The sequence below is a fragment of the Sneathiella glossodoripedis JCM 23214 genome (assembly GCF_000616095.1).
In the GTDB taxonomy this organism is placed as follows: Bacteria; Pseudomonadota; Alphaproteobacteria; order Sneathiellales; family Sneathiellaceae; genus Sneathiella; species Sneathiella glossodoripedis.
In genome coordinates, this window is record NZ_BAMS01000001.1 from 492,179 (window position 1) to 518,119 (window position 25,941).

Genomic DNA, 25,941 nt, shown 5'->3' on the forward strand with positions numbered 1-25,941 from the left:
GGTGCCTAGTCTTTTTTGTCAGACTTATCTTGAGTAAAAGAATTCCAGAACATGTTCTGCATCTGGTCAAACCCTTTCATACTCGCAGGCAGCCAGTTTTTCATCATATTTTCTGCATCCAGGTTATTAATATTTTCCATCATTTTTTTCTGGATTTCAGCCATTAACGCCTGTTGCATGGGTTCCACATCCGGAAGTCCAAAAAATTTCCTTGCTTCTTCTGGTGTACACTCAATATCAAGATTAATCTTCATGGATGCATTCCTTGTATTGTTCGCCATAGAACGATATTCAAGTTATGTGAAAATCACTGGTGGATCAATCAGATGGATTGATTTCACATAAAATAATGGATTTAGTAATGCGAAATGTCCTTGATCAGGAAACAAGCCCATATCTGCTGCAACATAAAGACAATCCCGTTCATTGGCAGCCCTGGGGACAGGACGCTCTGGATCAGGCCAAAAGAGAAGGCAAACCGATCCTGCTCAGCATCGGTTATGCAGCCTGTCATTGGTGTCATGTTATGGCCCATGAAAGCTTCGAAGACGAACAGGTCGCGGCAGTAATGAACGATCTGTATATCAATATTAAGGTCGATCGGGAGGAAAGACCTGACATCGATAATATCTATCAAACGGCTCTCGCGTTGCTGGGAGAACAGGGCGGATGGCCACTGACCATGTTTCTCAACTCAAAAGGGGAACCCTTCTGGGGCGGTACATATTTTCCAAAAGAAACCGCTTATGGTCGACCCGGATTTATCCATGTCCTGGAATCCGTTCATGGTATTTTCCAAAATGAACCCGAAAAAGTAACCAAAAACCGGGATATATTAAAAGCAGCGCTGAAAAAGCATAATTCGGTACCCGATGGCGACAGGCCCAAACTGAATTTGGACGTTCTGGACAGGATCGCTGCACGTTACAGTGAAGAAGCAGATCAGGAACATGGCGGGATCGGATCAGCCCCTAAATTCCCCCAAACCTATGTTTTAGAAAATCTGTGGCGAAGCTATGTACGGACAGGTCATGACATTCTGTCCGATATAACTGTTAAGGCCCTCACCCATATGTCTCAAGGCGGCATTTATGATCATCTGGGCGGCGGATATGCGAGATATTCTACCGATGCAGAGTGGCTGGTCCCGCATTTTGAAAAGATGCTTTATGATAATGCGCTGATCCTGGATCTCTTGGTTCTGGTTCATCACGAAACCAAGAGCGAGCTTTTCAAAAGCCGTATTTATGAAACAATAGAATGGGTCCTTCGCGAAATGATTGGTGAAAACGGAGCGTTTTCATCCACAATCGATGCAGATAGCGAAGGTGAGGAAGGGAAGTTTTATGTATGGAGCATCGCTGAGCTGGAAGCCATTTTAGGGGACGAAGCTGCTCAGTTTTGTGAAATATATGGTGTTGAAGCCGAAGGAAACTGGGAAGGCAAAAATATACTTCACCGATTAAACTATCCAACCACCCTTGATCCGGAATTTGAAACGGCACTCGGGGCATTGCGCTCCAAATTATTTGAGGAACGCAAAAAAAGGGTAGCACCTGAGCTTGATGATAAAATATTGACCGACTGGAACGGCTTGATGATTGCCGCAATGGCCAAAGCCGGTGCCTATTTCAGCGAAGTCAGGTGGGTGGAGCAGGCGGAAAACGCGTTTACCGCCATCACAACACATTCTATGGAGGATGATGGACGGCTCTATCACAGCTATCGACTTGGATTAGCCAAACATACTGGTATTCTTGAAGATTATGCCAATATGGCCCGGGCGGCCTTAACCTTGTATGAAATAACCGGAAGGAATTTTTACCTGGAGCGCGCCAAAACCTGGTTTTCAATTCTAAACACGCATTTCTGGGATACAGAAGGTGGGTATTTCCAAACAGCAGATGATGCAGAAGCCCTGATTGTCCGGAGCAAGAGTGCATTTGATAACGCGGTTCCCTCTGGTAATGGGACCATGCTCGAAGTTCTTGCCAAACTTCATTACCTGACCGGAGAGAGAGAACCCTTTGAAAAAGCCACTGATATTGTTCGGTGTTTTTCAGCAGAACTGGGACGTAATTTCTTCCCCCTTGCCACTTTCCTCAATAATTTTGAGACTCTGATTGAAGGAAAACAGATCATTATAGTGGGTGGACGGGACGAGCCTGAAACGCAGGATCTTTTAAACGAACTTCGAAATTTCAGTATTCCAAACAAGGTGTTGAATATTATTACGGATACGGAAGATTTGCCGTTTGACCATCCGGCAAAAGGGAAATCACGTGTTGATGATAAACCTACCGCCTATATTTGCACTGGGCCCGTCTGTTCCCTGCCCGCAACTTCACCACTGGATTTGCGAAAAATACTGGAGGGAGACCAATAGTATGCCGCAGCTCAGTATGCATAGTCCTGTGGGAGATCTCACTGTGACTGAAGAAGATGGACAGATTATTTCGCTAGACTGGGGTTGGGTTCCCTCTGAATGGCAGGAAGAAACACCCTTACTTCTCACGGCAATTGAACAGCTGAACGACTATTTTGATGCTAAAAGACTAGAATTTGATTTACCACTAAATCCGCCGGGATCACAGTTTCAAAAAGCGGTCTGTTCAGCGATGAGTGCCATACCTGCAGGTCAAACACGATCATATGGTGAAATAGCAAAAGACCTTGATAGTTCCGCTCAAGCAGTGGGGAATGCCTGCGGGCTAAATCCCATTCCTATCATAATTCCCTGCCACAGAGTTCTTGCAGCCAATCGAGAAATGGGCGGATTTTCCGGCCAAGGCGGCGTCGAGACAAAGAAGAAACTGCTTGCCCTCGAAAACGCTTTGCCACCACAACAACAAAGTCTAGATTTATAAAATCAAACCTGATCAAGGGGCGCAACTCCTGACAAATGGGTAGATAATGACAAAAGCAATTATATTTGAAGAATTTGGCGGACCAGAAGTGATGAAATGGTCTGATGTCGAAGTTGGAAAACCGGGACCCGGCGAAGTTCGTATCAAACACGCTGCCGTCGGCCTGAATTACATTGATGTCTATTTCAGAACCGGGCTCTATCCAAGCCCCCTGCCCGCCTCGCCAGGAATGGAAGCGGTCGGTATTGTTCAGGAAATTGGCGAAGGTGTGAAATTTGTCAAAGCCGGAGACCGAGTTGCATATGCAGGGCGCCCGATCGGAGCCTATTCCGAAGAACGTATTATGCCTGAGGATAACCTGATCCAAATCCCGGAAAATATTGATGATGAAACCGCAGCTGCGATGATGCTGCAGGGAATGACTGTAGAATACCTCCTTCAGCGGACGTTTCACGTGAAACAAGGTGATACGATCCTATTTCATGCTGCAGCTGGCGGAGTTGGCCTTATTGCCTGTCAATGGGCAAAACATATTGGGGCGACCGTGATTGGCACTGTTGGTTCAGAGGAAAAAGCTGCCCTTGCAAAAGAACATGGCTGTGATCACACCATTAACTATCGCACTGAAGATTTCCAAAAACGCGTAATGGAAATCACTAACGGCGAAGGTGTTCCGGTTGTTTACGATAGTATTGGCAAGGATACTTTTGAGAAATCACTGGATTGCCTGAAACCCATGGGATTGATGGTGTCTTACGGAAACGCGACAGGCCCTGTAAATAATGTTGATCTGGGAACCCTCGCTGCCAAAGGATCCCTTTTTGTTACTCGTCCCACTCTGATGACCTATAACGCAAAACGCGAAGATCTGGAAAAGTCAGCAGCGGATCTGATCAAGTTGGTCAGTAACGGCACTCTAAAAATAAATATCGGTCAAAGATATCATCTATCAGAAGCTGCCAAAGCCCATGAAGATCTGGAAGGTAGAAAAACAACAGGATCCACTATTTTTACCCTGTAATCAGCGGTTATCTAAATAAAAATGGCATCTCTTCGCGGGGATGCCATTTTTTATGAAAATATTTAACTGACAAGTTAAATTATTATAAATCAATAATTTAACTATAGTAATTACATAAATTATTACTAAAAATTTCTGATAAAAATCCTAAAAATTTAGATATAAAATCTGATCTAGAGCGGAATTGATTTTTGTTGAAAGAATCCAATAAGTGACTTTTCATTCATGCCACCTTTAGCGATGGAAGAAAAAAGTTTGAGAATATCGTCATTGGTCAAATCAAGCAAAAAGCCGTTTCGCCGTAATGTCATCATAACGAGTAGAATCGCCAGAGAAGCATTTCCTTTGCTGGCAGGCTGTTCGGAAATAACGCCAGTGAACAGAGACAAAACCACTTCAAAAATATCTGAGCTGGATTTTGAGGTAACCATCATTCTCGGCCAGGCAAGTGCAGCCCGAATTTTGACATCATCAATCTGGCAATCACCATCCCCAAAATCCGAGGATAACCTTCTATAGGTTTCGCGAATAACGGCTCGAGTTGGTAGATGCATAAAATCCCCTATTTGAAGAGCCGTTTGAGTGAAGGGCGGTAATGAGTTTCAATTGGCTCATAAAGAGCCATGAACTCATCAAACTCAGGATCGATTTTTCGAACCTGCAGGCCATCTCCTTCAATTTTAACTCGCAAAGTATCCCCTATTTCATAGCCAAGATGGCGCAGAAACTCAGCCGGAATAGTCACGCCCGCTGCACTTCCCGTCTTTCTGAGTTTGGTCTCGAAAGGCTCAAGGTCTTTTTTAACCATAAAAAATAACCTGTAATATCAGATGTCTATACAAGTAATAACATATGTTATTATTAATTCTAAGGATTAAATCAAATGCCAGAAATACAAAAAAAGCGCCACCTGGTGAGGTAGCGCTTTAATGAAGGATATCATTTTAACCCATCAGGTATTCATTGAATCAAAGAAGTCGTCATTTGTTTTGCTTGTCCGCAATTTATCGAGCAGGAATTCCATTGCATCCGTTGTTCCCATTGGGTTAAGGATACGGCGCAGAACCCACATTTTCTGCAAGGTGGCTTTATCCACAAGCAATTCTTCTTTTCGGGTACCTGACTTGGTAATATCAATAGCCGGGAACACACGTTTATCAGAAAGTTTGCGATCAAGAATAATTTCAGAGTTACCTGTTCCTTTGAATTCTTCAAAGATAACTTCATCCATTCTTGAACCTGTATCGATAAGAGCTGTCGCAACAATAGTTAGCGATCCGCCTTCCTCGATATTACGGGCAGCACCAAAGAAACGTTTAGGTCGCTGCAATGCATTTGCATCAACACCACCGGTCAAAACCTTACCACTGGATGGAACAACTGTGTTATAGGCGCGGGCCAACCGGGTAATACTGTCCAAAAGAATAACCACGTCACGTTTATGCTCCACCAGACGCTTGGCTTTCTCAATCACCATTTCTGCAACCTGAACATGGCGGGCTGCTGGCTCGTCAAAGGTAGAGGAGATAACCTCACCTTTTACTGATCGCTTCATGTCCGTCACCTCTTCGGGGCGCTCATCAATCAGAAGGACAATCAGATAGACTTCGGGATTATTGGTTGTAATGGAGTTGGCGATATTCTGAAGAAGAACCGTTTTACCGGTACGCGGGGGTGCAACAATCAATGCACGCTGCCCTTTACCTTGCGGGGAAACCAGATCAATTACTCGGGCAGAACTGATTTCTTTTGTTGGATCTGGTGTTTCAAGCTTGATCCGTTCATCAGGATAAAGCGGTGTCAGGTTATCAAAATTGATTTTATGGCGCGCTTTTTCCGGCTCTTCGAAATTAATCTGCTGCACTTTAAGAAGTGCAAAATATCTCTCCCCATCCTTGGGACTGCGAATTTGTCCCTCTACCGTGTCCCCTGTTCGCAAGGAAAATTTGCGAATTTGACTGGGAGAGACATAAATATCATCAGGTCCCGCCAAATAGTTTGCATCTGGTGACCGAAGGAAACCGAAACCATCCTGAAGGATTTCAAGAACACCGCCGCCGGTTATCTCAACGCCATTTTCAGCTTCATGCTTAAGAATGGAAAACAGAAGTTCCTGTTTACGCATTGTAGAAGCATTTTCAATATCAAGGGCTTCTGCTGCTGCGAGAAGCTCAGGGGGGGTTTTCTTTTTAAGTTCTTGAAGATTCATGTAAATCTCTAAAGATATATAATAATTTGAATACGGAAGAAGTCAGTTGATGTTACTTTAGTGGGAAGTAATGCGCTAACTAGCGATCAATCTGTTTCGATTTTGAGGGACTAAGTGAGTTAAGTCTCAGTTCCCAGTCGCAAGAGAAGCGCGACCGGTTGAGATAAAGAAATGCCAGCATATGACATTTAAGTCAACAGTCTAAAATGCGTAACACCCCGAAAATACGCCTTTTTTATGCTAAAATGGCTTGGCAACGACCATAATGACAATGATTATCATCAAAATAGTCGGAAACTCATTTGCGAACCTATAAAACTTTGCCGGACGTGTATTTTCATCGCGCTCAAACTCTTTTCGCCATTTTGACAGAGATCCATGAAAACCGCCCATCAGGAAAATTGCCGCAAGTTTGACCCATATCCAACCGGAAGACCAATCCACAATTCCCGGAATTGACAAAAGTATTCCCCCAAAAATGAAGGTCATTATCATGGCAGGATTAATAATCCCACGCAGCAAACGACGTTCCATCACTTTAAAGGTTTCTGATTGGACAGATCCTGTTTCGGCATCGCAATGATATATGTAAAGCCTTGGTAAATAGAGCATTCCCGCCATCCAGGCGATTACTGAAATAATGTGAAATGCTTTTATCCACAGATAGTTATCGCTTAAAAAATCCATCATCGCTGGACGCCCCTCAATAATATATTACCGGCAAAGACATCCTCCTGCCCCCGCAGGACAGATAATTTTGCTTCATTACTCGCAATTTGACCTGATTGCCGTTTGCGAACCAGGTTCGCAAGGGCTTCTACAAATTTTTCATTGATCGTGACAGTGGGAACGCGCTCGTACCTGGGAACACCTGCTTCTTTCGCAAGTTCACCATATTCGATATCCAGCTCAACCAAAGTTTCAGAATGTTCGGATACAAAAGCAACCGGGATCACCAGCAGGGGCTGACCTTCACTGCCAGCTTTCCTTATTTCCTCTTCAGTGTCAGGGCCAATCCATTCAAGCGGACCCACGCGGCTTTGATAACATACCTGATGAGAAAGATCAGGACGGTTTAACCGCGCAATGATCGCTGCTACTGATTTCTCCACCTGATCCGGATAGGGATCACCAGCATCAACTATCTTTTTGGGCAACCCATGAGCTGAAAACAGAAGCTTGGGATTAACATCCTTCATTTGCGACAGTTTATCTGAAATCAAGGCTGCATATGCTTTGGCAAATCCATCTTCGGCCGGATAACAACAAATTGTGCTATGAACCGCTTTCAAGCCCTGTTTCTTGGCCTGTTCATGCCATTCTTTAACCGATGAAGCCGTCGTCGTTGTCGAAAACTGCGGGTATAACGGCAGAAGAATAACCTCCTCAGGATCATAGGCGATTACTTCTCTCACAGTCGCCTCAGCACGCGGATGCCAGTAGCGCATGGCGATGAAAACCCGATATTCATCTTCATCTGTGGATAGGGAAGCCTGCAGAGCCTGCTGCTGAGACTGTGTTTGTTCCAGCAAAGGAGATTTACCTCCCAAATGAGCATAAATTTCCCGAGCAGTAGGTCCACGGCGCCATGAAATCAGCTTTGCCACCAGAAATCGAAATGGATTTGGCAAACCGATAATTGCGGGATCATTGAACAAATTGAATAGAAAGGGTTCAACCGACTGCGGAGCATCCGGTCCTCCCAAATTAAACAATATGACTGCTTTTTTGCTCAAACCCAGATGCCCTTTCTGTTAGCCGTTTTTCCAATCCTGAACGATTTTTGCCAAAAGTTCGACATTCTCAGGTGGTGTTTGCGGAATAATTCCATGACCCAGATTAAAAATATGAGACCCGCCTGAGAATTTTCGAAGGATATGATGAATGCGGCTCACCATGCATCTCCGCCGGCAACAAGGAGGATCGGATCCAGATTCCCCTGCACTGTTACTATTGGCTGAATTTCTCGAGCTGCCCAGTCAAGCGAAACCGATGTATCAAGACTAACCGCAGTTACGCCAGTTTTCTCCACAAATTCAAGGAGATTCCCGCCAACACCTTTTGGAAAACCGATTACGGGAAAATCTGGATATTTAGCTCTGATTGCGGTGACAATTTTTGCCGTCGGCTGGGTTACCCATCGTTCAAATTTATCGTCAGGCAAAACACCGGCCCATGTATCAAAAATCTGAACTGCTTCAGCGCCAGCTTCTATCTGTTTGATCAGATATTCAATTGTCGCCTGAACCAGTAATTCGATCAGCTGATCAAAACCTTCTGGATCTGAATAGGCCCATTTTTTGGTTTCCACATAATCTTTAGAGCCACGACCTTCCACCATATAGGTCGCTACGGTCCAGGGAGCGCCAGCAAAGCCGATTAGGGAACAATGCGAGGGAATGGAGCCGCTCAATCGATTAACGGTCTCATAGACCGGATTAAGACGATTGTGAAGATTATCAAAAGTCAGTTTTGAAAGTTCTTTTGCCGAGCGAACGGGATCTAGTACTGGTCCTTCACCTTCTTTATAGGCAAGAGGCTGTCCCAATGCATCAGGAATAAGCAGAATATCGGCAAATAAAATGGCTGCATCCATGTCATATCGACGAAGAGGTTGCAAAGTGACTTCTTCTGCTAGTGATGGATTATAGCATAGATCCAGAAACGACCCTGCATCAGCTCTTGTTTGGCGATATTCGGGTAGATATCGTCCAGCTTGTCTCATGAGCCAAAAAGGAGGCCTGTCGAGTTTTTCCTGTCGCAAGGCTTTCAAAAATCTTTTGGCGGGTTTAGCTGACACGTAACTTGCCTTCCTCAAAAAGTTATCCCTTCCAATATATATTTATAAAAGAAGGTAGTTGTTGTTGTTTATCCCTGTGGATAATGGGGATACTGATTCATGCACAGTATTACCCTAAAAACTGTGGAAAAAACATGTGCTTTTCTGACGCATGGGATAACTACGGTATAGCTGCGTTTTTCGATCACCTTAATTATGGGGATAATGGGGATAACTTTGAAAAGTTAGAGCAGTAAATTGGATATCCCCGATTTTCAAAAGAGCTGTATTGAGTTGTCCAGACGTGTACAGGGAAATTGTAAAGTCAGGAATGGAAAAGAGTAAAGTTTCTGGAAGTGCCAATTGGCTCATGTTATCCCTGTTATTCACATTATCCACAGGCTGATCGGGACAGGTATTTATGACAGAGCTACATCTTCATTTGGTATCGGATTCAACGGGTGAAACCCTGCAGTCAATTACGACTGCAGCTCTTGTTCAATTTGATGCTGTTGAACCAGTTGAGCATGTCTGGTCTATGACCCGGACCATCCGTCAATTAGATGATATCCTTGATTCCATTCAGAAAAATCCCGGCCTTGTCATGTTTACCCTGGTCAATAAGGAGATGCGCCAAACCCTTGAAAAAGGGTGCCGGAAATTAAAAGTTCCCTGTATATCCATTCTTGATCCAGTGATGGCATCGCTATCACAGTATCTTGGTCAGGAAAGCCGTGGTTTACCGGGCCGTCAGCATATGCTTGATCAGCAGTATTTTGCGCGAATTGAAGCCTTGAATTATACGTTAGCCCATGATGACGGGCAAATGCCTGATGGCTTGGAAGATGCGGATATTGTACTGGTTGGGGTTTCCAGAACGTCAAAAACACCGACCTCATTTTATCTGTCACACAGAGGGATCAAAACAGCAAATATTCCAATCGTTGTTGGTTGTCCATTGCCCCCACAGCTTTTCGAGCTGAAACGTCCTTTTATTGTAGGTTTGACATCCAGTCCGGATCGATTGTCACAAATTCGAAAAAACAGGCTGCTTTCCTTAAAAGAAACTAACGAGACAGATTATGTGGATCTGGACCAAATAAAAGAAGAAGTCTTACAGGCACGCAAATTATGTACAAAGCATGGCTGGCCGATTATTGATGTAACGCGCAGATCGGTTGAAGAAACTGCAGCGCAGATCATAACTCTTTATAACAAGCGGTTCAGTAAACAGGATTAAGGCAGGAGTAATGGTTCAGGATCCGATACCGGGATTAATTCTGGCGTCTCAAAGTCAGTCCAGACGTGACTTGCTGAAAAATGCGGGTTTAACATTTGAAGCTATTGCGGCAAAGGTTGACGAAAGTGAAATGAAACTTTCCCTGCAGGCAGCAGGAGCAAGTGCAACTGATACAGCAATTGCACTCGCTGAATTGAAAGCCTTGAAAATTTCAAAGGATTATCCTGAGCATCTGGTAATCGGCGCTGACCAGATGCTGGAATGCAACGGTGTCTGGTTTGACAAGCCAGTTGATATGAGCCATGCGAGGGCTCATTTATCGAGTTTAAGAGGGAAAACCCATCATCTTCAAAATGCAGTCTGCGTGGCAAAATCGAACACAATTATCTGGCATTTTTCAAATACCGCCAGCCTGCAGGTTCGCCAGTTTTCTGAAGATTTTCTGGATGAGTATCTGGAAACTGCTGGTGAGGGAATTTTATCCTCAGTCGGAGCCTATCAGCTTGAAGGTCTGGGAGCTCAGCTTTTTAACAGGGTTGAGGGTGACTTTTTTTCCATTCTGGGTCTTCCCCTACTCCCGCTTATTGATTTTCTTCGTGGACACAAGGTTGTAGCTTCATGACATTATGTGCAGGCGTAATGGGATTTCCCATCTCTCATTCCATGTCACCCAGACTGCATGGTTACTGGATAAAAAAATATGCGCTGGACGCCAGTTATCAGGCTTTTGAAGTAAGACCCGAAGAGTTGATGAGTAAAATCTCATCATTGATCGAAAGAGAAAATTTACCAAAAGATGCCCGATTTAGAGGTTGTAATCTGACGATACCGCTGAAAGAGATTATTATTGATCAGATTGATGAGCTTGAAGATGCGGCTAAAATAATCGGAGCTGTCAATACGGTTATTATTGGAGATGAAGGTCAGTTAATTGGCCGTAATACGGATTGGATTGGTTTTACCGACAGTCTGGCTGAACGGGTTGACTTAAATCGGTTTAAGTCTTCAAAAGCCCTTGTTCTGGGTGCTGGAGGGGCCGCCAGAGGAATTATATATGCGCTTGAAAAAAGCGGGTTTTCCAAAATCTATCTGACAAATAGAACATTGTTGCGGGCCGAAGCACTGGCAAAAGAATTTTCGCAGTTTCCCATTGAGGTTATTAGGTGGGAGGATCGCGCCAAAAACCTTGGGAATATTGACCTTCTGGTGAATACAACAAGCCTTGGTATGAGTGGTCAACAGCGCTTGGAAATGCCGCTTGAGGGTCTTCAAAAAGAAGCCGTTGTGACGGATATAGTGTATTCCCCCCTTGAAACTGAACTGTTGAAATCAGCAAAGGAGCGTGGACATATTACTATTGATGGTCTTGGGATGCTGCTTCATCAGGCAAAAGCAGGATTTGAGGCCTGGTTTGGAACACGTCCAGAGGTTGATACGAATTTGAGAGCCTATGTATTAGAAGGGTTGGGACAAAAATGATAAAAATAATAGGTCTGACCGGATCCATTGGAATGGGTAAATCAACGGTAGGCGTAATGTTTCGCGAAGAAGGTATTCCTGTCTATAACGCGGATGCAGAGGTTCACAAATTTTATCAGGTTGGAGGACAGGCAGTAGAGCCTATTTCAAAACTGTTCCCCGAGGCTGTTATAGATGGCCGGGTTGATCGTCCCACTTTAAGCAAGCTGGTTCTGGGTGATGATAGTGCTATAAAAAAACTGGAAGCTATTGTTCATCCAATGGTGGGCGCCCATCGAGCAGAGTTTTTACAAAAAGCGGAGCAGGATGGGCATGATATGGTTATTTTGGATGTACCATTGATTTTTGAAACTGGCGGTGAGAAAAATTTCCACAAGATTGTAGTGGTCAGTGCACCTGCTCAGATGCAACGGGACAGAGTTCTTGTCAGAGATGATATGTCGGCAGAAAAGTTTGAATCTATTCTGGCACGGCAGGTACCTGATGCACAGAAACGAGAACTTGCTGATTACGTGATTGATACAGGCTTACCGATGGAAGAGACACGTAAACAAGTTCAGGATTTGATTAGAGAGTTACGGGAAGAAGCTGCTCATGCGTGAAATTGCGCTGGATACGGAAACAACCGGTTTTGATCCTTCTACAGGTGATCGGATTGTGGAAATTGGGTGTGTTGAGCTTGAAAATTATATGGCAACCGGCCGTGTCTTTCATGTGTATATAAATCCAGAGCGTGATATGCCTGAGGCTGCTTTCAAGGTTCATGGGTTGAGCGAGGAATTTTTGAAACAACATCCGGTAATCGCAGAAGTGATGGATGATTTTCTGGATTTTATTGGCGATTCAAATCTGGTTATTCACAATGCCGAATTTGATATGAAGTTCATCAATGCCGAGCTGATCCGGATGAAACGCAGGCCCCTTGGGATGGATCGTACCGTTGATACTGTCGCAATGGCCCGAAAAATGTTTCCTGGTGCACAGGCCAACCTGGATGCTCTTTGTCGGCGGTTTAATATTGATAACTCTGCTCGTGAAAAACATGGAGCTTTGCTGGATGCCGAGCTTCTGGCCGAAGTTTATCTGGAACTTCGCGGTGGTCGACAGACAGGTTTTTCATTGGGAGCATCTGGCGAGACTGAGAACACCCAGTTTCGAAAGTCAGTTGTGCGCCCCCCTCGCCCACATGCACCAAGCGACGAAGAACTGGCTGCACACTCTGCTTTTTTGGAAAAGTTATCTGATCCGATCTGGAATTCTTAGAAAATTACACATGAAAAAAGCCCCAAAAAGGGGCTTTTAAGTCGGAAATTTTTGTTATCAAGCGTTGCCAGCAGTATTATTCTGCGCTTCCTGACTTTTGTGAGCCTGATATAATCCAGCGAAATCAATCGGATCAAGCTGCAGAGGCGAAAAACCACCGTCGCGAGAAGCGTCTGAGATAACTCTGCGTGCAAACGGGAAAATGAGGCGCGGGCATTCGATCATGCACACCATTTCAAGTGCGTCTGCGGGGAAGTTTTTAATCAGGAATAGACCACCATAGACAAGCTCGATAATAAAAGCCGTGTTGTCTTCATGCTTGGCCGTTGCCTGAATGCGCAGTTCAACCTCGTAATTTTCGGGTGTCAGCGCTTTTGCCTGAACATTAATACCCAAATCCACGGAGGGTTGAGGCAATTCTGGATTCAGGCTGGCCGGCGCGTTTGGATTTTCGAATGAAATATCTTTAACATATTGCGTAATAATGGAAAGGATTGGACCTTCCTGGCCTTCAGGAGCAGCAGTTGCTCCTGTTTCTGTTTCATTTTCAGCCATTTTAAAAAAATTCTCCTGAAAGAGTCGTTTGGCATTGGAAAAAAGTTGACCTTGGCTAACATGTATCTGTTCGCTGGACAAGCTTTAGCCGTCGTCAGTCTTTATTTTTTGACCAGGGGCTCTCCTCTTTGGAAGGGCCGGGTTCAATATCATCGGGATCAGTGACAACCGTATAATCTCCTTCGATAATTGTTTCACTTCGATACTGATGGTCTTTGTTGCCCCTGTATTGCCGCTCGCTACGTGTAAATCTGCTATGTGAGGCAAGGCTGTCCGCAATCAGGTTTCTAAGCGGCGGCAGAAACAGGAGAAATCCGATCGCATCGGTTACAAAACCCGGGACCAGTAAAAATAATCCAGCCAGTGCCAGTAATATGCCGCTTAAGACTTCGCGCACAGGGGATAGTCCCGCTTGCAGGCGTTCCTGAGCTTGTGTGAGTATGGATATACCTTGTATTCGCAAGAGCAGCATGCCTGCTGCGGCCGTTAAAAAGGTAAGGGCGATGGTATTAAGTGCCCCTATTTCCCCACCGATTTCGATAAAGACGAAGATTTCGACGACAGGAATAGCGATTAAAATGGCAAAAAACAGTAATGGCAAACTTGTTTATCCTTGTTGCAGTTTCTATTTACTTATTAGCAGGCGGTTAAACTTCAAGAAATAAGATCCATCTGGACCTTGGCTTTGGAAGCGGGTACCCTTCGAAGGCTGCCCGTTTGTTTCTGGGTGGATTTTGGCATTTTATAACTTTGGTGTGAATTAAAAATCATGGGTAATGGGTTCGAGTTCCTGGATATAATATTATTGGTAATGATCGCAGCCTTCATTTTCCTGAGGTTGCGAAATGTTCTTGGGCGCCGAATGGGTCATGAGCAAACCCCGCGCGAGGATTTGTCCCGCAAAGGCTTTGGTAAAGCGGAACAAAGTTACAAGGATGATCCGGCTGACAATGTGATCCCCATGAATGATGATATGGAGCAGGACTTCAAAATTGCCTCCAAAGTTAGTCCCCCATTGGCAGCAACCTTGCGTCAGATTCATGAAATTGATCGAAATTTTAATCCGGATGTCTTTCCTTCTCAGGCAGAGATGGCATATGAGACGATTGTTCTCGCATTTGCCAATGGAGATAAAAAGACTTTAAAGGATCTGCTATCCGAAGAAGTTTATAAAAATTTTGCAAATGCTATCGACGCTCGCGAGCTTGCGGGTGAAGAGATGACCACCGATATTTTGAGCATCAAATCTTCTGAACTTGTGGATGCACTTCTTGATGGCAAAGATGCGGAAGTGACAGTTCGTTTCGAAACTGAAATGATTTCGATGACCAAAGATAAAGAAGGTGTTGTTATAAGCGGCGATACCCATCCGCATTTGGTTCGTGAGAAATGGACCTTCGCCAGAAATCTTAAATCCCGAAATCCAAACTGGTTATTGATTACCACCAAGCGTGCAGACTGATTTTGTGAGGGGATTGGGGTGAGAAAAGACAGACTGATCCTGTCAGCACTTATGTTGCTGGTGGTGATTTCAGGTGTGGGTATTTGGTATTTCTTCTTTAAAATAGAGGAAAAAGCATACGAGCAACTGGTTCTTGAAAAAGCAAATTTTTCAGACTTGAAGGGCTGGAATGAAGATGATTTAAGACCCTTTCTGTCCGCTTTTCAAACATCCTGCAAAAAAATCCTGCGTCTTCCAGCTACCCGCTCACTTGGGGCAGATGGTCTTGCAGGAAAAGCGCAGGATTGGTCTGATTTGTGTGAAAACGTTCTTGAACTGGGCGCCGATAGTGCAGAAATCCGCACATTTCTGGAAGACAATTTCACGCCCTTTGCTGTCTCCAATGCCGGGGATCCTTGGGGTTTGTTTACCGGATATTATGAAGCCAGCCTGAAAGGTAGCCGAATCCGGTCAGAAACTTATGCCACACCTTTGTATTTGCGGCCCGATGAGCTGGTAATGGTGGATCTTGGCCGTTTTAGAGATAGTCTAAAGGGGCAACGAATTGCTGGTGTTGTGAAAAACGGACAGCTATATCCATTTGCAGACCGCAAGGAAATCGAAGAAGGGGCACTTGCAGGCCGTGATCTTGAAATTGTCTGGGTGGACAGCGCTGTGGACGCCTTTTTTCTGCATATTCAGGGTTCAGGCTTGATCGAACTTGATGACGGGTCTCAATTGCGTGTGGGGTATGCTGCTCAGAATGGGCATCCTTATTATGCTATTGGTAAAACATTGATTGAAAATGGGGCCGTTGCACGAGAAGACATGTCCATGCAAGCCATTCGTGACTGGCTGGAGGCGAACCCGGACAAGGCCAGTGATCTGATGCAGGAAAATGCTTCCTATATATTTTTTCGGGAATTATCCACTTCGGGCCCCATTGGTGCACAGGGGGTGGAATTGACACCCAAGCGCAGCCTTGCTGTTGATCGTAAATGGATGCCACTAGGCGTTCCGGTATGGTTGCAAACAGAGGTATTTGCAGGCCCGTCCCAAACTGATCCAGATCCCTTTAATCATTTGATGATGGCGCAGGATACAGGCGGCGCTATTCGAGGGCCAGTGCGTGGAGACGTATTCTGGGGACATGGACGCGATGCATATGACGCAGCTGGATCCATGAAAAGCAAAGGTCGATACTGGATTTTACTGCCAAATTCTCTGGTAAAGCAGAAAAACCTTTAAACCGGGTTTTCACTCTCTGGTGTCCGCCGCAGGATATGCGTATAGTTCACCCACTGAGCTTGGGAGAATATGTGTATGTCTGAAAACACCGAAAAAATAGAGGTTGCTCTGTTTGTAACCTGTCTTGTGGATATCAACAGACCTTCGGTTGGTTTTGCTGCGGTTAAGCTGCTTGAACAAACAGGATGTCGGGTGGTTGTACCTGATGCACAAACCTGTTGTGGTCAACCTGCATACAATTCAGGTGACAGGCGATCAACGAAACAGATCGCTGGTGATGTGATCAGTGCTTTCAAGGGATACAGATATGTCATTGCCCCATCTGGATCCTGTGCCGGTATGATCCGAAAACATTATCCTGAACTGTTTGCAGATGATCCGGATATGTTGCTGGAGGCGCAGGATCTTGCCAATCGGACCTATGAACTTGTTTCCTTCCTAAAAGATGTCAGAAACTTCGAAACTAACGATGTGCATTTTGATCAGAAAGTTACCTACCATGACAGCTGTTCAAATCTGCGAGAAATGAAAGTTGTTGAGCAGCCACGGGAACTGATGAAAAACATCAATGGGTTAGAACTGATAGAAGCTGAAGACAGAGAAGCTTGCTGCGGATTTGGTGGAACTTTCTGCATTAAATATTCAGAGATATCCGAAGAGATGGTTGATCGAAAAATTGATCATCTGAAAGCTACAGGAGCGGATGTTATCTCGGCGGGGGATCTTGGGTGCCTGATGAATATCGCTGGGCGACTTTATCGGCGCGGTGAGAATATGAAAGTTCTGCATATTGCAGAAATTCTGGCCGGTATGGGTGATGTTCCCGGCATTGGGGAGGAGAGGCGCTAATGCAGGTTACAAGCCGACAATTCAAGGAAAATTCCCATAAAGCGCTGCAGGATGAAGAACTGCGTGCTGCCCTTAATCGGGTCAAACAAGGATTTACCACCAAGCGTCGGGAGGCCGCAGATGCGCTTCCCGAGTTTGAACAGCTTCGTGATCAGGCACGCGATATCAAAAACCATGTTCTGGAAAATCTCGACTATTATCTGGAATATTTTGAAAGCCGGGTAAAGGATCAGGGAGGTCATGTCCACTGGTGCTCTACCCACAAGGATGCGAAAGACGCAATCTTGAAGATCTGTAAGGATGCCGGTGCCAAAACGGTGACAAAAGGCAAATCCATGATCACTGAGGAACTTGCCTTGAACAAGTTTCTGGAAGCACAGGGCATTGAACCTATTGAGACGGATCTGGGTGAGTATATCATTCAGCTGGCGGATGAGCCGCCCAGTCACATTATCGGTCCCGCGGTACACAAAACCAGAGAACAAGTGACCGAACTGTTTCATGAGCACCATCAGAAATATGGTTATACAGAGCGAGAAGAGGATGCGGAAAAACTGGTCGGAGAAGCCCGCGCGGTCCTGCGCCATAAATATGTAACGGCTGATGTTGGTATTACAGGCGCTAACTTTCTGGTGGCAGAGACTGGATCCACGGTCATTGTCACTAATGAGGGAAATGGGGATTTAACCCAGTCTCTTCCAAAGACCCATATAGTTGTTGCCAGTTTGGAAAAGGTCATCCCCACACTGGAGGATGTCAGTACAGTCATGCGGGTATTGGCAAGATCGGCAACTGGTCAGGAAATGTCCGTCTACACTACCTTTTCGACAGGGCCCAGGCGAAAAGATGATATTGATGGCCCGGAAAATTTTCATGTGATCCTGCTCGATGGCGGCCGTTCAGAAATGATCGGTACAGAGCTTCAGGAATTACTGCGTTGCATTCGTTGTGGTGCCTGTATGAATCATTGCCCGGTTTATCACGCGGTTGGTGGGCATAGTTACGGATGGGTATATCCCGGCCCTATTGGTGCGGCATTGAACCCGCAGATGGTTGGTTTGGAAGAAGCGTTGCATTTACCAAACGCTTCGAGCTTTTGTGGGCGTTGCGAAGAAGTGTGTCCGGTTCGTATTCCGTTACCAAAAATTCTTCGTCACTGGCGGGAGAAGGCTTTTGAGCAACAGATTGCTCCAAAACCGGATCGCTGGGGTATAGAGCTTTGGGGATTTTTTGCCAAACGACCGGGGCTATACCGGCAGGTCACAAAGATTGCCGCGAAAATGCTGTCATTGATGGCTGGAAAAGAGGGAAGACTTAAAAAGCTGCCCTTTAACAATGGCTGGACTCGAGTGAGAGACCTGCCAGCGCCGCAAGGGGAGACTTTCATGCAGCAATGGCAGAAAAAACAAAAGCGGGAGGGATAAATATGGATAGTCGCGAAAAAATCCTGAGCCGTATCCGATCCCAAAAAGGACGTGATGTTCTTTCAAAAAGTGAGCAGGATATTCTGGCACGCCGTATTCAAGCGCATAAAAGAAATCTGGTTCCAAAGCGTAGCCAAATACCACCGGAAGATCAGATTGCGTTGTTTACTGAAAAGATGACAGAGCTTTTGACAACGGTTGAGCGTGTAGAGAGTTCTTCACAAATTCCAGAAAGGATAAAAGCTTATTTGGCGGCAAAAAACCTGCCAAGTCGGATAAAGGTAAGCCCTTCCCCACTGGTTGCAAATCTTCCCTGGGAGGAAGTGCCAACTCTGGAAATTGTGACTGGCGCCGGCGCTGAAGAAGATGAAGTCGGTCTATCACCTGCGTTTTCAGCGATTGCAGAGAGTGGGACTTTGATGATGGTATCAGGCCCGGATACCCCCTCCACGGTTAATTTTTTGCCCGAAAACCATATTGTTGTCGTTGACGTGAAAACGATGTGTGGTTCATATGAGGAGGCATGGGATTTACTACGTAGTGGCCGGGGTACCGATGATATGCCCAGAACCGTCAATTTGATTTCCGGCCCGTCTAGAACTGCAGATATCGAACAAAGGCTGATTATGGGTGCACACGGTCCTAAAAGCCTTCATGTGATACTGGTCGGCTGATGGCGGAAAAAGGTGATACAGGCAAAGGCAGTAAGGCCGTTAAAGCGCAGGAACGTGGTAAGCTGAGTTCTGACGACCGCCATTTATGGCAGCATGTATCATCAACGGTAAAACCGATCCATGTGAACCGATATACATCCTTTTCCGAACTAATTGCCGAGGGGGAGAAAAAGCCACAAATACAAGCTCCGTATGCGCAGGCCAAAGGGAGAAAAAGAAAAGGGGTCCGTCTGGATCGGCCTGATGCATTTTCGGTGAAATCGACGACACCACCTAGTGCTCTTCATCAGGCGCTTGAGGATATTTCAAAGCGTAGTCCTGTTGCAGGGCTGGATCGAAACAGCTCAGAACGTCTGCGCCGGGGCAAGATGCCCATTGAGGGGCGGGTTGATCTGCATGGATATACCCGAAAAGAGGCGCATAGCCGCCTGAAGAGTTTTATTCATAGCGCCTATCGAAGCGGCAAACGCTGTGTTCTGGTTATTACAGGCAAAGGATCTTCTATCCGTCAGACTGATGATGCGCCCTATATGGGTGGTGGGCGAAAAGGTGTATTGCGTGAAGAGGTTCCCAGATGGCTCCGTGAGCCGGAGTTGAACCGTCTGGTTATTGATTTTAAACCTGCTCAACCCCATCATGGAGGTGCAGGGGCATTGTATGTATTGCTACGAAGGGCGCGAGGGTGAGGAGCGGAAAATGACCCCTTTTGGAGTTCGTGTAAGAGCATTACGCGAAGAGCAGAATGTCAGTTTAAAAAAAATGGCAGAAGATCTGCAGATCAGTTCCGCCTATTTATCGGCATTGGAACATGGTCATCGGGGACAACCGTCCTGGTCGTTGGTAGAACAGGTTTGTTCCTATTTCAATATCATCTGGGATGAAGCGGAAGAGTTACACCGGCTAGCTGCGCTGTCTCATCCAAAAGTAACTCTTGATACCAGTGGTCTATCGCCTACCGCGACTGAATATGCAAATCTTTTAGCGCGGGAAATTCGAAATTTGTCAGAGCCCCGACTGGCGGAAATGCTCGAATATTTGAAAAACTCAACTCCATCACGGTTGTAGGTGGGTGAGCTTTGGTATTGGAAAGATCAGATAAAGGTGTCCGTTTGGCACGGTCAGTTCAGAACCTATTTGAACAAATGGGCTATGCCAGTATGTGCGAAGTAAATTTACGAATTCGCAGACGGGTTGATGTTATGGGCATTAATGACAAAGGGCATATATTGATTGCGGAAATCAAAAGCAGTGTTGCGGATTTCAGAAGTGATGGGAAATGGGCAGAATACCTGGATTTCTGCGATGGATATTTCTTCGCAGTTGATGAAGATTTTCCAACAGATTTATTACCACAAGATCAGGGGCTTATCATAGCGGATGATTTTCATGCAGAAATCATCCGCCCGGCACCGGATAGCAAGCTCAATGCAGCCCGTCGAAAAAATATTACTTTAAGGTTTGCTCGGCAGGCTGCGTATCGATTATCTCAATCTTCGTCTGAGCCATCGGGCTTATAAACCTGATTAAAAATCACACGTGATATCAGGAGTGAGGATGGCCGGAAAACTGCTTGGTATCGTCTGTAATTTCGTACCAATGGGGTTTTTCGGACGTAAATTCATGAAACTTGACCGTTAGTTCAAGTTCATCATCAAACAGGTTAGCAGGGATTGGAAAGCTATCACTCTGGGAGCCAATTTCACCAAGTGAAGACCCACAAATCCCACAAAAACTGCGGGTATATTGATATCCTTTTTCGGGTGGGTAATAACAAATACTCTTATTCCCAGACAGAAGTGTGAAATTTTCCTGCTTTGTAAAAATTATGGTACTGGCCCCAATTTTACGGCATCTGGAACAGTGACAGGTTCCCATCATTTCAGGCTGTTCTTTGAGTTCAAATCTGACGGCGCCGCAGCAACAACTACCGGAAATCATGAGTGTCCTCCCGTTCCTTTAAGAATGAGAACAAAATAGGAACAAAAGGCAATTTTGTCAACTCATACTAGCGGGCAGGCTGCACTTCAGTTGCTGTTCGTCTTTTTCCCAATCGGGACGCCAGTTCTTCGCTCAGTGTTTCAAAAGCAGCATAAACAGGTTTGATGCCCAATCCCGCTATAAAGGCCGCGATTGCCTGTCCGAACTTTATTTCACCAAAAGGTGTGGGTTCATCAGGGACATTGAAGAATAGCAATACAACACAAACACCGAGCATAGATCCCAGAAAAATTCTGGTGATGTCACCGCGGACTTTTGCGCTGTCATATGCTTCCATAAACATTTTATCGGATATTCTTTTCATCAGGTATATGCAGGACCCAATACCGCCCCAGGTTGCCGCAATCAGAAATATGAGAGCTGGCTTGGCCAGCCCCAAAATCGCTGAATCTTCACTGCCATTTCCTGCTTCCTGATCTGGATCTCCCAAAACCCAGACTTTCGATATTTCAATCAGGATAGCCAATATGAATAAGGCAAATCCGATTACGACAGGTCTGGTCCGCGGTATATTGTCTTTCATCAAAATTTGGTTGGTCGCCTTTTTTGTCTCCAAAATAGTGTGTCCGTTGACAAAATTTTTGGCGTAAGTGATGGCGGACAGTTTGGCATAGCTTGCCTGCAGATTTACCCAGCTCTCAGCAGATTTAGTACATTCCAGATCCTTAAGGTCATTGAGGAAGGTTCTATAAACATCTGTTTTATCTTCTTGTGTTTTATCTTCTTGTAAAATATTGCCATGCCGGTACACATATTCAGCAAGGGCGTTTGCCTCTTCAAGAAGCCGGTCCACTTTTTTGGAATCAATTGTCAAGGAATTCATGGCTGTCATATATGCACCCCTCTATATGAGGGAATTATTATACTAATAAGAGTAGAAAAACACAAGAAGTAAGCGGGCTAATTATTTAGTTGCCAAGCATAGTGATCATCATTGATATGTGTTTTTCCTTGCAATCTGACCGAGAGAACCGGTGACGCATATTGGGCAATGTGGGTCAGGATGTTTTTGTCAGATGTGCCAAAGTCTTCTGCAAACCAGCGATAAATGCTGTTTACAACGACTTCCTTGTCTGGAGTAAGTCTGAACGCCCGTTCGTGATTAATGAAATTTCTAGCGGCTTTTTCCAAAATGGGTTCAAGATTATCGGGATCAATAGCCTTTTTTGGAAGGTCCGGACATCCAAGGGATGCACAATTGAGGATATAATGTGTGCGTGGATCTTTCCAGATAGGTCGAAGAATTCCATGTTCTATATCATCAAGAGACAGGGAATGGCCTTCAATTGTGACCAGTTTTGCTCCCCAGGGACCGGTTGTAAAAAACCCGGGAGAAATATTGATGTCGCGAATGGTATTTACAGGATAATGCGCCAGTATAACCGAGATTGTGAGGCTGTTATACAGATTGACCCAGAATGCATATTGCACGTTTCTGTTCAGACTGCTGACTTTCACAGATTGCAGATAATTCAAATAAGAGATTAATTTTGCGTGGTCGGCTTTACTAACCTTGTCATAGGCAAATCGTGCAATAAAATCATCTCCCACGTAACGATAGCTAGACAGCAGATCATTAAAAGGTGAATGATCTACCTGTTGCTGGCTGGATGGATCATGAGCTGTCCAGCGCTCAATTAGAATGGCGTCTGGCGCAGCGGTGGCATTCTTGCAGATGATTACAGACAGATTTAACGCAAATATGAATGCGTACACGGCTTTCATGTTCCAGACAGGCTCCTTTAATATCAGGTCAAGACTGCCAGAAATTTTTCAAATCGCAAATAACAGTAGATCACAGGTTTGTTAGGGTTACAGATAGGGATCTTCCTTGGAGAGATATGACTGCACATAGTCACGAATACCATCTTCTAGGGCATAGAAATTCCCGCCATATCCGGCCTGTTTCAGTTTTTGCATATCCGCTTCCGTGAAATACTGGTATTTGTCGCGAATGCTAATCGGTGTATCGATATAACGAATGTCAGGTTCCTTATCGGCTGCTGCAAAGGTGGCAAGTGCCAGATCTTTAAAGCTTCTAGCGCTCCCGGTTCCCAGATTGAAAAGACCACTTACCTGTGGGTTATCGAGTAGCCATAAGATCACTTTGACACAATCTTTTACATAAACGAAATCACGAAGTTGGCCGCCATCCTCGTAATCAGGATTGTGTGATTTGAACAAGGTAACAGGTTCACCTGCGGCAATTTTCGGATAGCTTTGTGCGATCACGCTTTTCATGCCTTCCTTGTGATATTCATTGGGCCCGTAGACATTGAAAAATTTAAGCCCCGCCCATTGAGGAGGAGTTGGCCCCCCTTCACGCTCGACCGCCGCCACAAACTTGTCAAAGGCATGTTTGCTGTATCCGTACAGGTTCAGTGGTTTTAGTTTTTCCAGCGCTTCTGGAGATTGCTCATCCTTAAATCCGGCAGAGCCATCTCCGTAGGTTGCTGCAGAAGAGGCATAAAGGAATGGGATTTTGTGGGCAGTGCACCAGTCCCAAAGCATACGGGTTGGTCTGAAATTGCGTTTTAAAATCAGGTCGCCGTCGGTTTCGGTAGTTGCAGAAATGGCGCCCATATGAATTATGGCATCCAGCGCGGGTGCAGTTTTCAGCCAAGTGTCCAGATTATCTGGATCAACAAAATCGCTGACAACATGATTAGCAAGGTTTTTCCATTTATCGCCTTTTTCCAGCCAATCACAGACGATGATTTCGTCATTTTTATCGGACAGGGCCGCAACGATATTTGAGCCAATAAAGCCAGCCCCGCCGGTTACAAGGATACGTCTTGGCATTAATCAGTTCCTTTATTGCGATCAATTTCAAGGAGTCGCTGGATGGTGCCTGTGGTGCTGAAGCCTTCTTTTAATTTGGCTAAAAAGATCCGTCCGCCATAGGCTTGAACAAGATCAGCGCCAACGACTGTATCTATTGTGTAATCTGCACCTTTTACCAGAACATCTGGCTTGAGTTCACTAATCAGGTTGATGGGTGTATCTTCGGCAAAGGGGACGACCAGTGACACATCTTCAAGGCTTGCAAGCACTATCGCTCGTGATGTTTCCGTCGTCGCGGGTCGGTCGGGTCCTTTGAGTCGTTTAATGCTGTCATCTGTGTTTAGCCCCACAATCAGACGGTCACATTCTGCACGTGCCTGGCGGATCAGAGAGATATGTCCCGGATGAACAAGATCAAAACAGCCATTGGTGAAGCCAACTTTCAAACCGCGAGACCGCCACCCATCAACAATTTCTTTTGCTTTGGATAAAGGAGAAATCTTGTTATCGGCTGATTTGATTTCACTCGATTGAAGCTGGCGCACAGTTCAACCTGAGTGACAGCAGCCGTCCCTGTTTTGGCAACAACAATACTACCGGCCAGATTGGCGAGGTAAGCCGCATCAACAACGCTTGCACCTGCCCCCATGGCTAAAGACAGACAGGCTATTACGCTATCACCAGCACCTGATACATCAAAAACCTCGCGGGCTTGCGCTGGAATATGGGCTGTTTCAGCCTTGGTTACCAAACTCATTCCGGCCTCAGAACGGGTTATAAGCAGGCCATTGATTTGAAGCTTTGATAAAATATGTGATGCGGCTGTCTCTACCTCGCTATCACTGCTGCAGGGATGACCGCTGGCGGCAATCATTTCTTTGCGGTTAGGTGTGAGTAATGTGACCCCTTCATAGCGACTGAAATCAGTTGATTTGGGGTCTGCAATAATTGGAACGTTGGCTTTTTTGGCCAGACTTATCGCGTGCTTCAGGACCTGATCAGAAAGTACACCTTTAGCATAATCCGACAAAATGACCACATCGGCTGACCCTAACGCTTTTTCATACTCTTCCAGCAGACGACGGGCTGTATCTTCGGCCACATTATGGTTCACTTCTGCGTCAGCCCGCAGTAATTGCTGACCATCAGCGATAAATCGGGTTTTTACAGTTGTTGGTCTGCGGCCTGAATTTACAATTGCGCTATTCAGCTTTTGTTCTTTTGCAAGAAGGCTTTCAACTTCATGGCCATCCGCGTCATCACCGACCAGCGCGATGAGAGTTGCCTGCCCGCCAAGGGAGAGGATATTGCGAATGACATTTCCCGCCCCGCCCAGCATGGATTGTTGATGGGTTATACCAAGAACCGGAATGGGGGCTTCAGGCGAAATACGTGATGCACTGCCATAGACGAAACGATCCAGCATCACATCGCCAAGACAGAGAATATGGATGTTATCAAAGTTGGAAATGACGGAATTTAGCTTTCCCAGATCCATAGGGTCCTCACACGAGATTAAGGCGCTGTTCCAGTGCACCGCATAACATATGGCCAAGTGTAATATGCATTTCCTGAATGCGTCGCGTCGATTGGGCGGGCACAATCAGAACAGGGTCAGCAAGCTGTGGCATAATACCACCGTCCCTGCCGGCAAACGCCGTTGGCACGATGCCCATATTTTTTGCCATTTTTAATCCTTCAACCACATTCTGGCTGGTGCCGGAAGTTGATATCCCAACCGCAACGTCACCGGGTTTGCCAAGAGCCTGGATTTGACGCGCAAATACCTGATCATATCCGAGGTCATTTGCACCGGCTGTCAGGGCTGATGTATCCGTATTGAGGGCGATGGCGGCAATGGGGGCGCGATCCGAAATAAAGCGGATTACGAGCTCGGCTGCCAGATGTTGTGCATCTGCAGCGCTACCACCATTTCCAAAGAAAAGGATTTTACCCCCCTTCTCTACAGCTTCTGTCCATATATTCAGCATTTGAAGAAAGGGACCTGACAAATTAGCTTTGGTACGCGCCAGAACCTGTTCGTGATCGTCTAATTCTTTATTAAAATAGTCCAGAAAATCCAAGAAACTGATCCTTTTGCCTCTGCCAA

Annotated in this window: 29 protein-coding genes and 2 pseudogenes; 16 read left to right on the plus strand and 15 right to left on the minus strand. The window is 45.5% G+C overall.

All coding sequences use genetic code 11. The annotated features are described in order from the left end of the window. Positions 1 to 5: 5 nt before the first annotated feature. Positions 6 to 254 (minus strand): DUF6489 family protein, encoded by a 249-nt coding sequence (locus JCM23214_RS02465; RefSeq protein WP_025897358.1) that lies wholly within the window; start codon positions 252 to 254, stop codon positions 6 to 8. A 107-nt stretch (positions 255 to 361) separates the two neighbouring features. Here JCM23214_RS02465 and JCM23214_RS02470 point away from each other — a divergent pair, with 107 nt between their 5' ends. The 3 genes from JCM23214_RS02470 to JCM23214_RS02480 are packed head-to-tail and all read left to right on the plus strand — an operon-like array spanning position 362 to position 3,888. After that, on the plus strand, positions 362 to 2,386 hold the full coding sequence (locus JCM23214_RS02470) for a thioredoxin domain-containing protein (protein WP_199899234.1): 2,025 nt from the start codon (positions 362 to 364) through the stop codon (positions 2,384 to 2,386). Position 2,387: 1 nt separating this feature from the next. Next, a complete protein-coding gene (locus JCM23214_RS02475) occupies positions 2,388 to 2,867 on the plus strand; it encodes a methylated-DNA--[protein]-cysteine S-methyltransferase (protein ID WP_025897360.1) in 480 nt (159 codons plus the stop codon). A 46-nt stretch (positions 2,868 to 2,913) separates the two neighbouring features. Then, positions 2,914 to 3,888 carry a quinone oxidoreductase family protein gene (locus JCM23214_RS02480; protein WP_025897361.1) on the plus strand — a complete coding sequence of 325 codons (975 nt, stop codon included), beginning with the start codon at positions 2,914 to 2,916 and terminating at the stop codon, positions 3,886 to 3,888. 173 nt (positions 3,889 to 4,061) lie between these two features. Here the strand turns inward: JCM23214_RS02480 and JCM23214_RS02485 are convergent, their stop codons facing one another. The 6 genes and pseudogenes from JCM23214_RS02485 to hemE all read right to left on the minus strand — a co-directional run bounded on the left by JCM23214_RS02485 (position 4,062) and on the right by hemE (position 8,897). After that, entirely contained in the window at positions 4,062 to 4,442 is a 381-nt protein-coding gene (locus tag JCM23214_RS02485) for a hypothetical protein (protein ID WP_025897362.1), read from the minus strand. An 8-nt stretch (positions 4,443 to 4,450) separates the two neighbouring features. Further along, a complete protein-coding gene (locus JCM23214_RS02490) occupies positions 4,451 to 4,696 on the minus strand; it encodes an AbrB/MazE/SpoVT family DNA-binding domain-containing protein (protein ID WP_025897364.1) in 246 nt (81 codons plus the stop codon). Positions 4,697 to 4,840: 144 nt separating this feature from the next. Then, positions 4,841 to 6,097, minus strand: a complete 1,257-nt coding sequence (gene rho, locus JCM23214_RS02495) for a transcription termination factor Rho (RefSeq protein WP_025897365.1) — start codon at positions 6,095 to 6,097, stop codon at positions 4,841 to 4,843. Positions 6,098 to 6,337: 240 nt separating this feature from the next. Beyond that, positions 6,338 to 6,787 carry a protoporphyrinogen oxidase HemJ gene (gene hemJ, locus JCM23214_RS02500; RefSeq protein ID WP_025897366.1) on the minus strand — a complete coding sequence of 150 codons (450 nt, stop codon included), beginning with the start codon at positions 6,785 to 6,787 and terminating at the stop codon, positions 6,338 to 6,340. Next, positions 6,784 to 7,833, minus strand: a complete 1,050-nt coding sequence (gene hemH / locus JCM23214_RS02505; RefSeq protein ID WP_025897367.1) for a ferrochelatase — start codon at positions 7,831 to 7,833, stop codon at positions 6,784 to 6,786. Before hemH ends, hemJ begins: the two co-directional genes overlap by 4 nt. Positions 7,834 to 7,851: 18 nt before the next feature. Continuing rightward, positions 7,852 to 8,897 (minus strand): annotated as a pseudogene (hemE, locus tag JCM23214_RS18740) (uroporphyrinogen decarboxylase). Positions 8,898 to 9,297: 400 nt separating this feature from the next. On the opposite strand from hemE, the gene JCM23214_RS02520 reads away from it, so the two are divergent. Genes JCM23214_RS02520 through dnaQ form a run of 5 tightly spaced genes read left to right on the plus strand, consistent with a single transcriptional unit; the run spans position 9,298 to position 12,858 of the window. Further along, positions 9,298 to 10,116, plus strand: coding sequence for a pyruvate, water dikinase regulatory protein (locus tag JCM23214_RS02520; protein ID WP_025897368.1), 819 nt, complete (start codon positions 9,298 to 9,300; stop codon positions 10,114 to 10,116). 10 nt (positions 10,117 to 10,126) lie between these two features. After that, positions 10,127 to 10,738 (plus strand): Maf family protein, encoded by a 612-nt coding sequence (locus tag JCM23214_RS02525; protein ID WP_037492561.1) that lies wholly within the window; start codon positions 10,127 to 10,129, stop codon positions 10,736 to 10,738. Beyond that, positions 10,735 to 11,595, plus strand: a complete 861-nt coding sequence (locus tag JCM23214_RS02530) for a shikimate dehydrogenase (RefSeq protein WP_025897372.1) — start codon at positions 10,735 to 10,737, stop codon at positions 11,593 to 11,595. Before JCM23214_RS02525 ends, JCM23214_RS02530 begins: the two co-directional genes overlap by 4 nt. Then, the gene (gene coaE / locus JCM23214_RS02535) at positions 11,592 to 12,197 is read left to right on the plus strand and encodes a dephospho-CoA kinase (protein ID WP_199899237.1); all 606 of its coding nucleotides are present in this window, start codon (positions 11,592 to 11,594) and stop codon (positions 12,195 to 12,197) included. Before JCM23214_RS02530 ends, coaE begins: the two co-directional genes overlap by 4 nt. After that, positions 12,190 to 12,858, plus strand: coding sequence for a DNA polymerase III subunit epsilon (gene dnaQ / locus JCM23214_RS02540; protein WP_025897375.1), 669 nt, complete (start codon positions 12,190 to 12,192; stop codon positions 12,856 to 12,858). Before coaE ends, dnaQ begins: the two co-directional genes overlap by 8 nt. Positions 12,859 to 12,915: 57 nt before the next feature. Here the strand turns inward: dnaQ and secB are convergent, their stop codons facing one another. Beyond that, positions 12,916 to 13,413, minus strand: a complete 498-nt coding sequence (gene secB / locus JCM23214_RS02545) for a protein-export chaperone SecB (RefSeq protein ID WP_025897377.1) — start codon at positions 13,411 to 13,413, stop codon at positions 12,916 to 12,918. A 94-nt stretch (positions 13,414 to 13,507) separates the two neighbouring features. Next, entirely contained in the window at positions 13,508 to 14,014 is a 507-nt protein-coding gene (locus JCM23214_RS21955) for an FxsA family protein (RefSeq protein WP_025897380.1), read from the minus strand. Between the two features lie 168 nt (positions 14,015 to 14,182). Between JCM23214_RS21955 and JCM23214_RS02555 the strand changes: the two genes are divergently transcribed. The 8 genes from JCM23214_RS02555 to JCM23214_RS02590 all read left to right on the plus strand — a co-directional run bounded on the left by JCM23214_RS02555 (position 14,183) and on the right by JCM23214_RS02590 (position 20,566). Further along, positions 14,183 to 14,875, plus strand: coding sequence for a Tim44/TimA family putative adaptor protein (locus JCM23214_RS02555; RefSeq protein WP_025897381.1), 693 nt, complete (start codon positions 14,183 to 14,185; stop codon positions 14,873 to 14,875). A gap of 18 nt (positions 14,876 to 14,893) precedes the next feature. After that, positions 14,894 to 16,102, plus strand: a complete 1,209-nt coding sequence (mltA, locus tag JCM23214_RS02560) for a murein transglycosylase A (protein ID WP_025897382.1) — start codon at positions 14,894 to 14,896, stop codon at positions 16,100 to 16,102. A 75-nt stretch (positions 16,103 to 16,177) separates the two neighbouring features. After that, a complete protein-coding gene (locus JCM23214_RS02565) occupies positions 16,178 to 16,951 on the plus strand; it encodes a (Fe-S)-binding protein (protein ID WP_025897383.1) in 774 nt (257 codons plus the stop codon). Further along, on the plus strand, positions 16,951 to 18,375 hold the full coding sequence (locus JCM23214_RS02570) for a LutB/LldF family L-lactate oxidation iron-sulfur protein (protein WP_025897385.1): 1,425 nt from the start codon (positions 16,951 to 16,953) through the stop codon (positions 18,373 to 18,375). The genes JCM23214_RS02565 and JCM23214_RS02570 overlap by 1 nt, the downstream gene beginning before the upstream one ends. Continuing rightward, on the plus strand, positions 18,345 to 19,049 hold the full coding sequence (locus JCM23214_RS02575) for a LutC/YkgG family protein (RefSeq protein ID WP_051547990.1): 705 nt from the start codon (positions 18,345 to 18,347) through the stop codon (positions 19,047 to 19,049). Before JCM23214_RS02570 ends, JCM23214_RS02575 begins: the two co-directional genes overlap by 31 nt. Continuing rightward, a complete protein-coding gene (locus JCM23214_RS02580) occupies positions 19,049 to 19,735 on the plus strand; it encodes a Smr/MutS family protein (RefSeq protein WP_025897388.1) in 687 nt (228 codons plus the stop codon). Before JCM23214_RS02575 ends, JCM23214_RS02580 begins: the two co-directional genes overlap by 1 nt. A 10-nt stretch (positions 19,736 to 19,745) precedes the next feature. Further along, a complete protein-coding gene (locus JCM23214_RS02585) occupies positions 19,746 to 20,114 on the plus strand; it encodes a helix-turn-helix domain-containing protein (RefSeq protein ID WP_025897389.1) in 369 nt (122 codons plus the stop codon). 17 nt (positions 20,115 to 20,131) lie between these two features. After that, complete coding sequence (locus tag JCM23214_RS02590; protein ID WP_199899238.1) at positions 20,132 to 20,566, plus strand: MmcB family DNA repair protein; 435 nt, start codon at positions 20,132 to 20,134, stop codon at positions 20,564 to 20,566. 25 nt (positions 20,567 to 20,591) lie between these two features. Here JCM23214_RS02590 and JCM23214_RS02595 read toward each other — a convergent pair whose 3' ends face one another. From JCM23214_RS02595 to JCM23214_RS02620, 6 genes and pseudogenes are all read right to left on the minus strand, one after another. Continuing rightward, positions 20,592 to 20,987 carry a GFA family protein gene (locus JCM23214_RS02595; RefSeq protein WP_025897393.1) on the minus strand — a complete coding sequence of 132 codons (396 nt, stop codon included), beginning with the start codon at positions 20,985 to 20,987 and terminating at the stop codon, positions 20,592 to 20,594. Positions 20,988 to 21,054: 67 nt separating this feature from the next. Continuing rightward, complete coding sequence (locus tag JCM23214_RS02600; protein WP_025897395.1) at positions 21,055 to 21,879, minus strand: hypothetical protein; 825 nt, start codon at positions 21,877 to 21,879, stop codon at positions 21,055 to 21,057. Between the two features lie 68 nt (positions 21,880 to 21,947). Further along, the gene (locus JCM23214_RS02605; RefSeq protein WP_051547991.1) at positions 21,948 to 22,772 is read right to left on the minus strand and encodes a DUF547 domain-containing protein; all 825 of its coding nucleotides are present in this window, start codon (positions 22,770 to 22,772) and stop codon (positions 21,948 to 21,950) included. A gap of 87 nt (positions 22,773 to 22,859) precedes the next feature. Further along, positions 22,860 to 23,849 (minus strand): ADP-glyceromanno-heptose 6-epimerase, encoded by a 990-nt coding sequence (gene rfaD / locus JCM23214_RS02610; protein WP_037492563.1) that lies wholly within the window; start codon positions 23,847 to 23,849, stop codon positions 22,860 to 22,862. Then, a pseudogene (gene rfaE1, locus JCM23214_RS18750) lies at positions 23,849 to 25,329 on the minus strand (D-glycero-beta-D-manno-heptose-7-phosphate kinase). Before rfaE1 ends, rfaD begins: the two are co-directional and overlap by 1 nt. 7 nt (positions 25,330 to 25,336) lie before the next feature. After that, complete coding sequence (locus JCM23214_RS02620) at positions 25,337 to 25,915, minus strand: D-sedoheptulose 7-phosphate isomerase (RefSeq protein ID WP_025897398.1); 579 nt, start codon at positions 25,913 to 25,915, stop codon at positions 25,337 to 25,339. Positions 25,916 to 25,941: the final 26 nt, after the last annotated feature.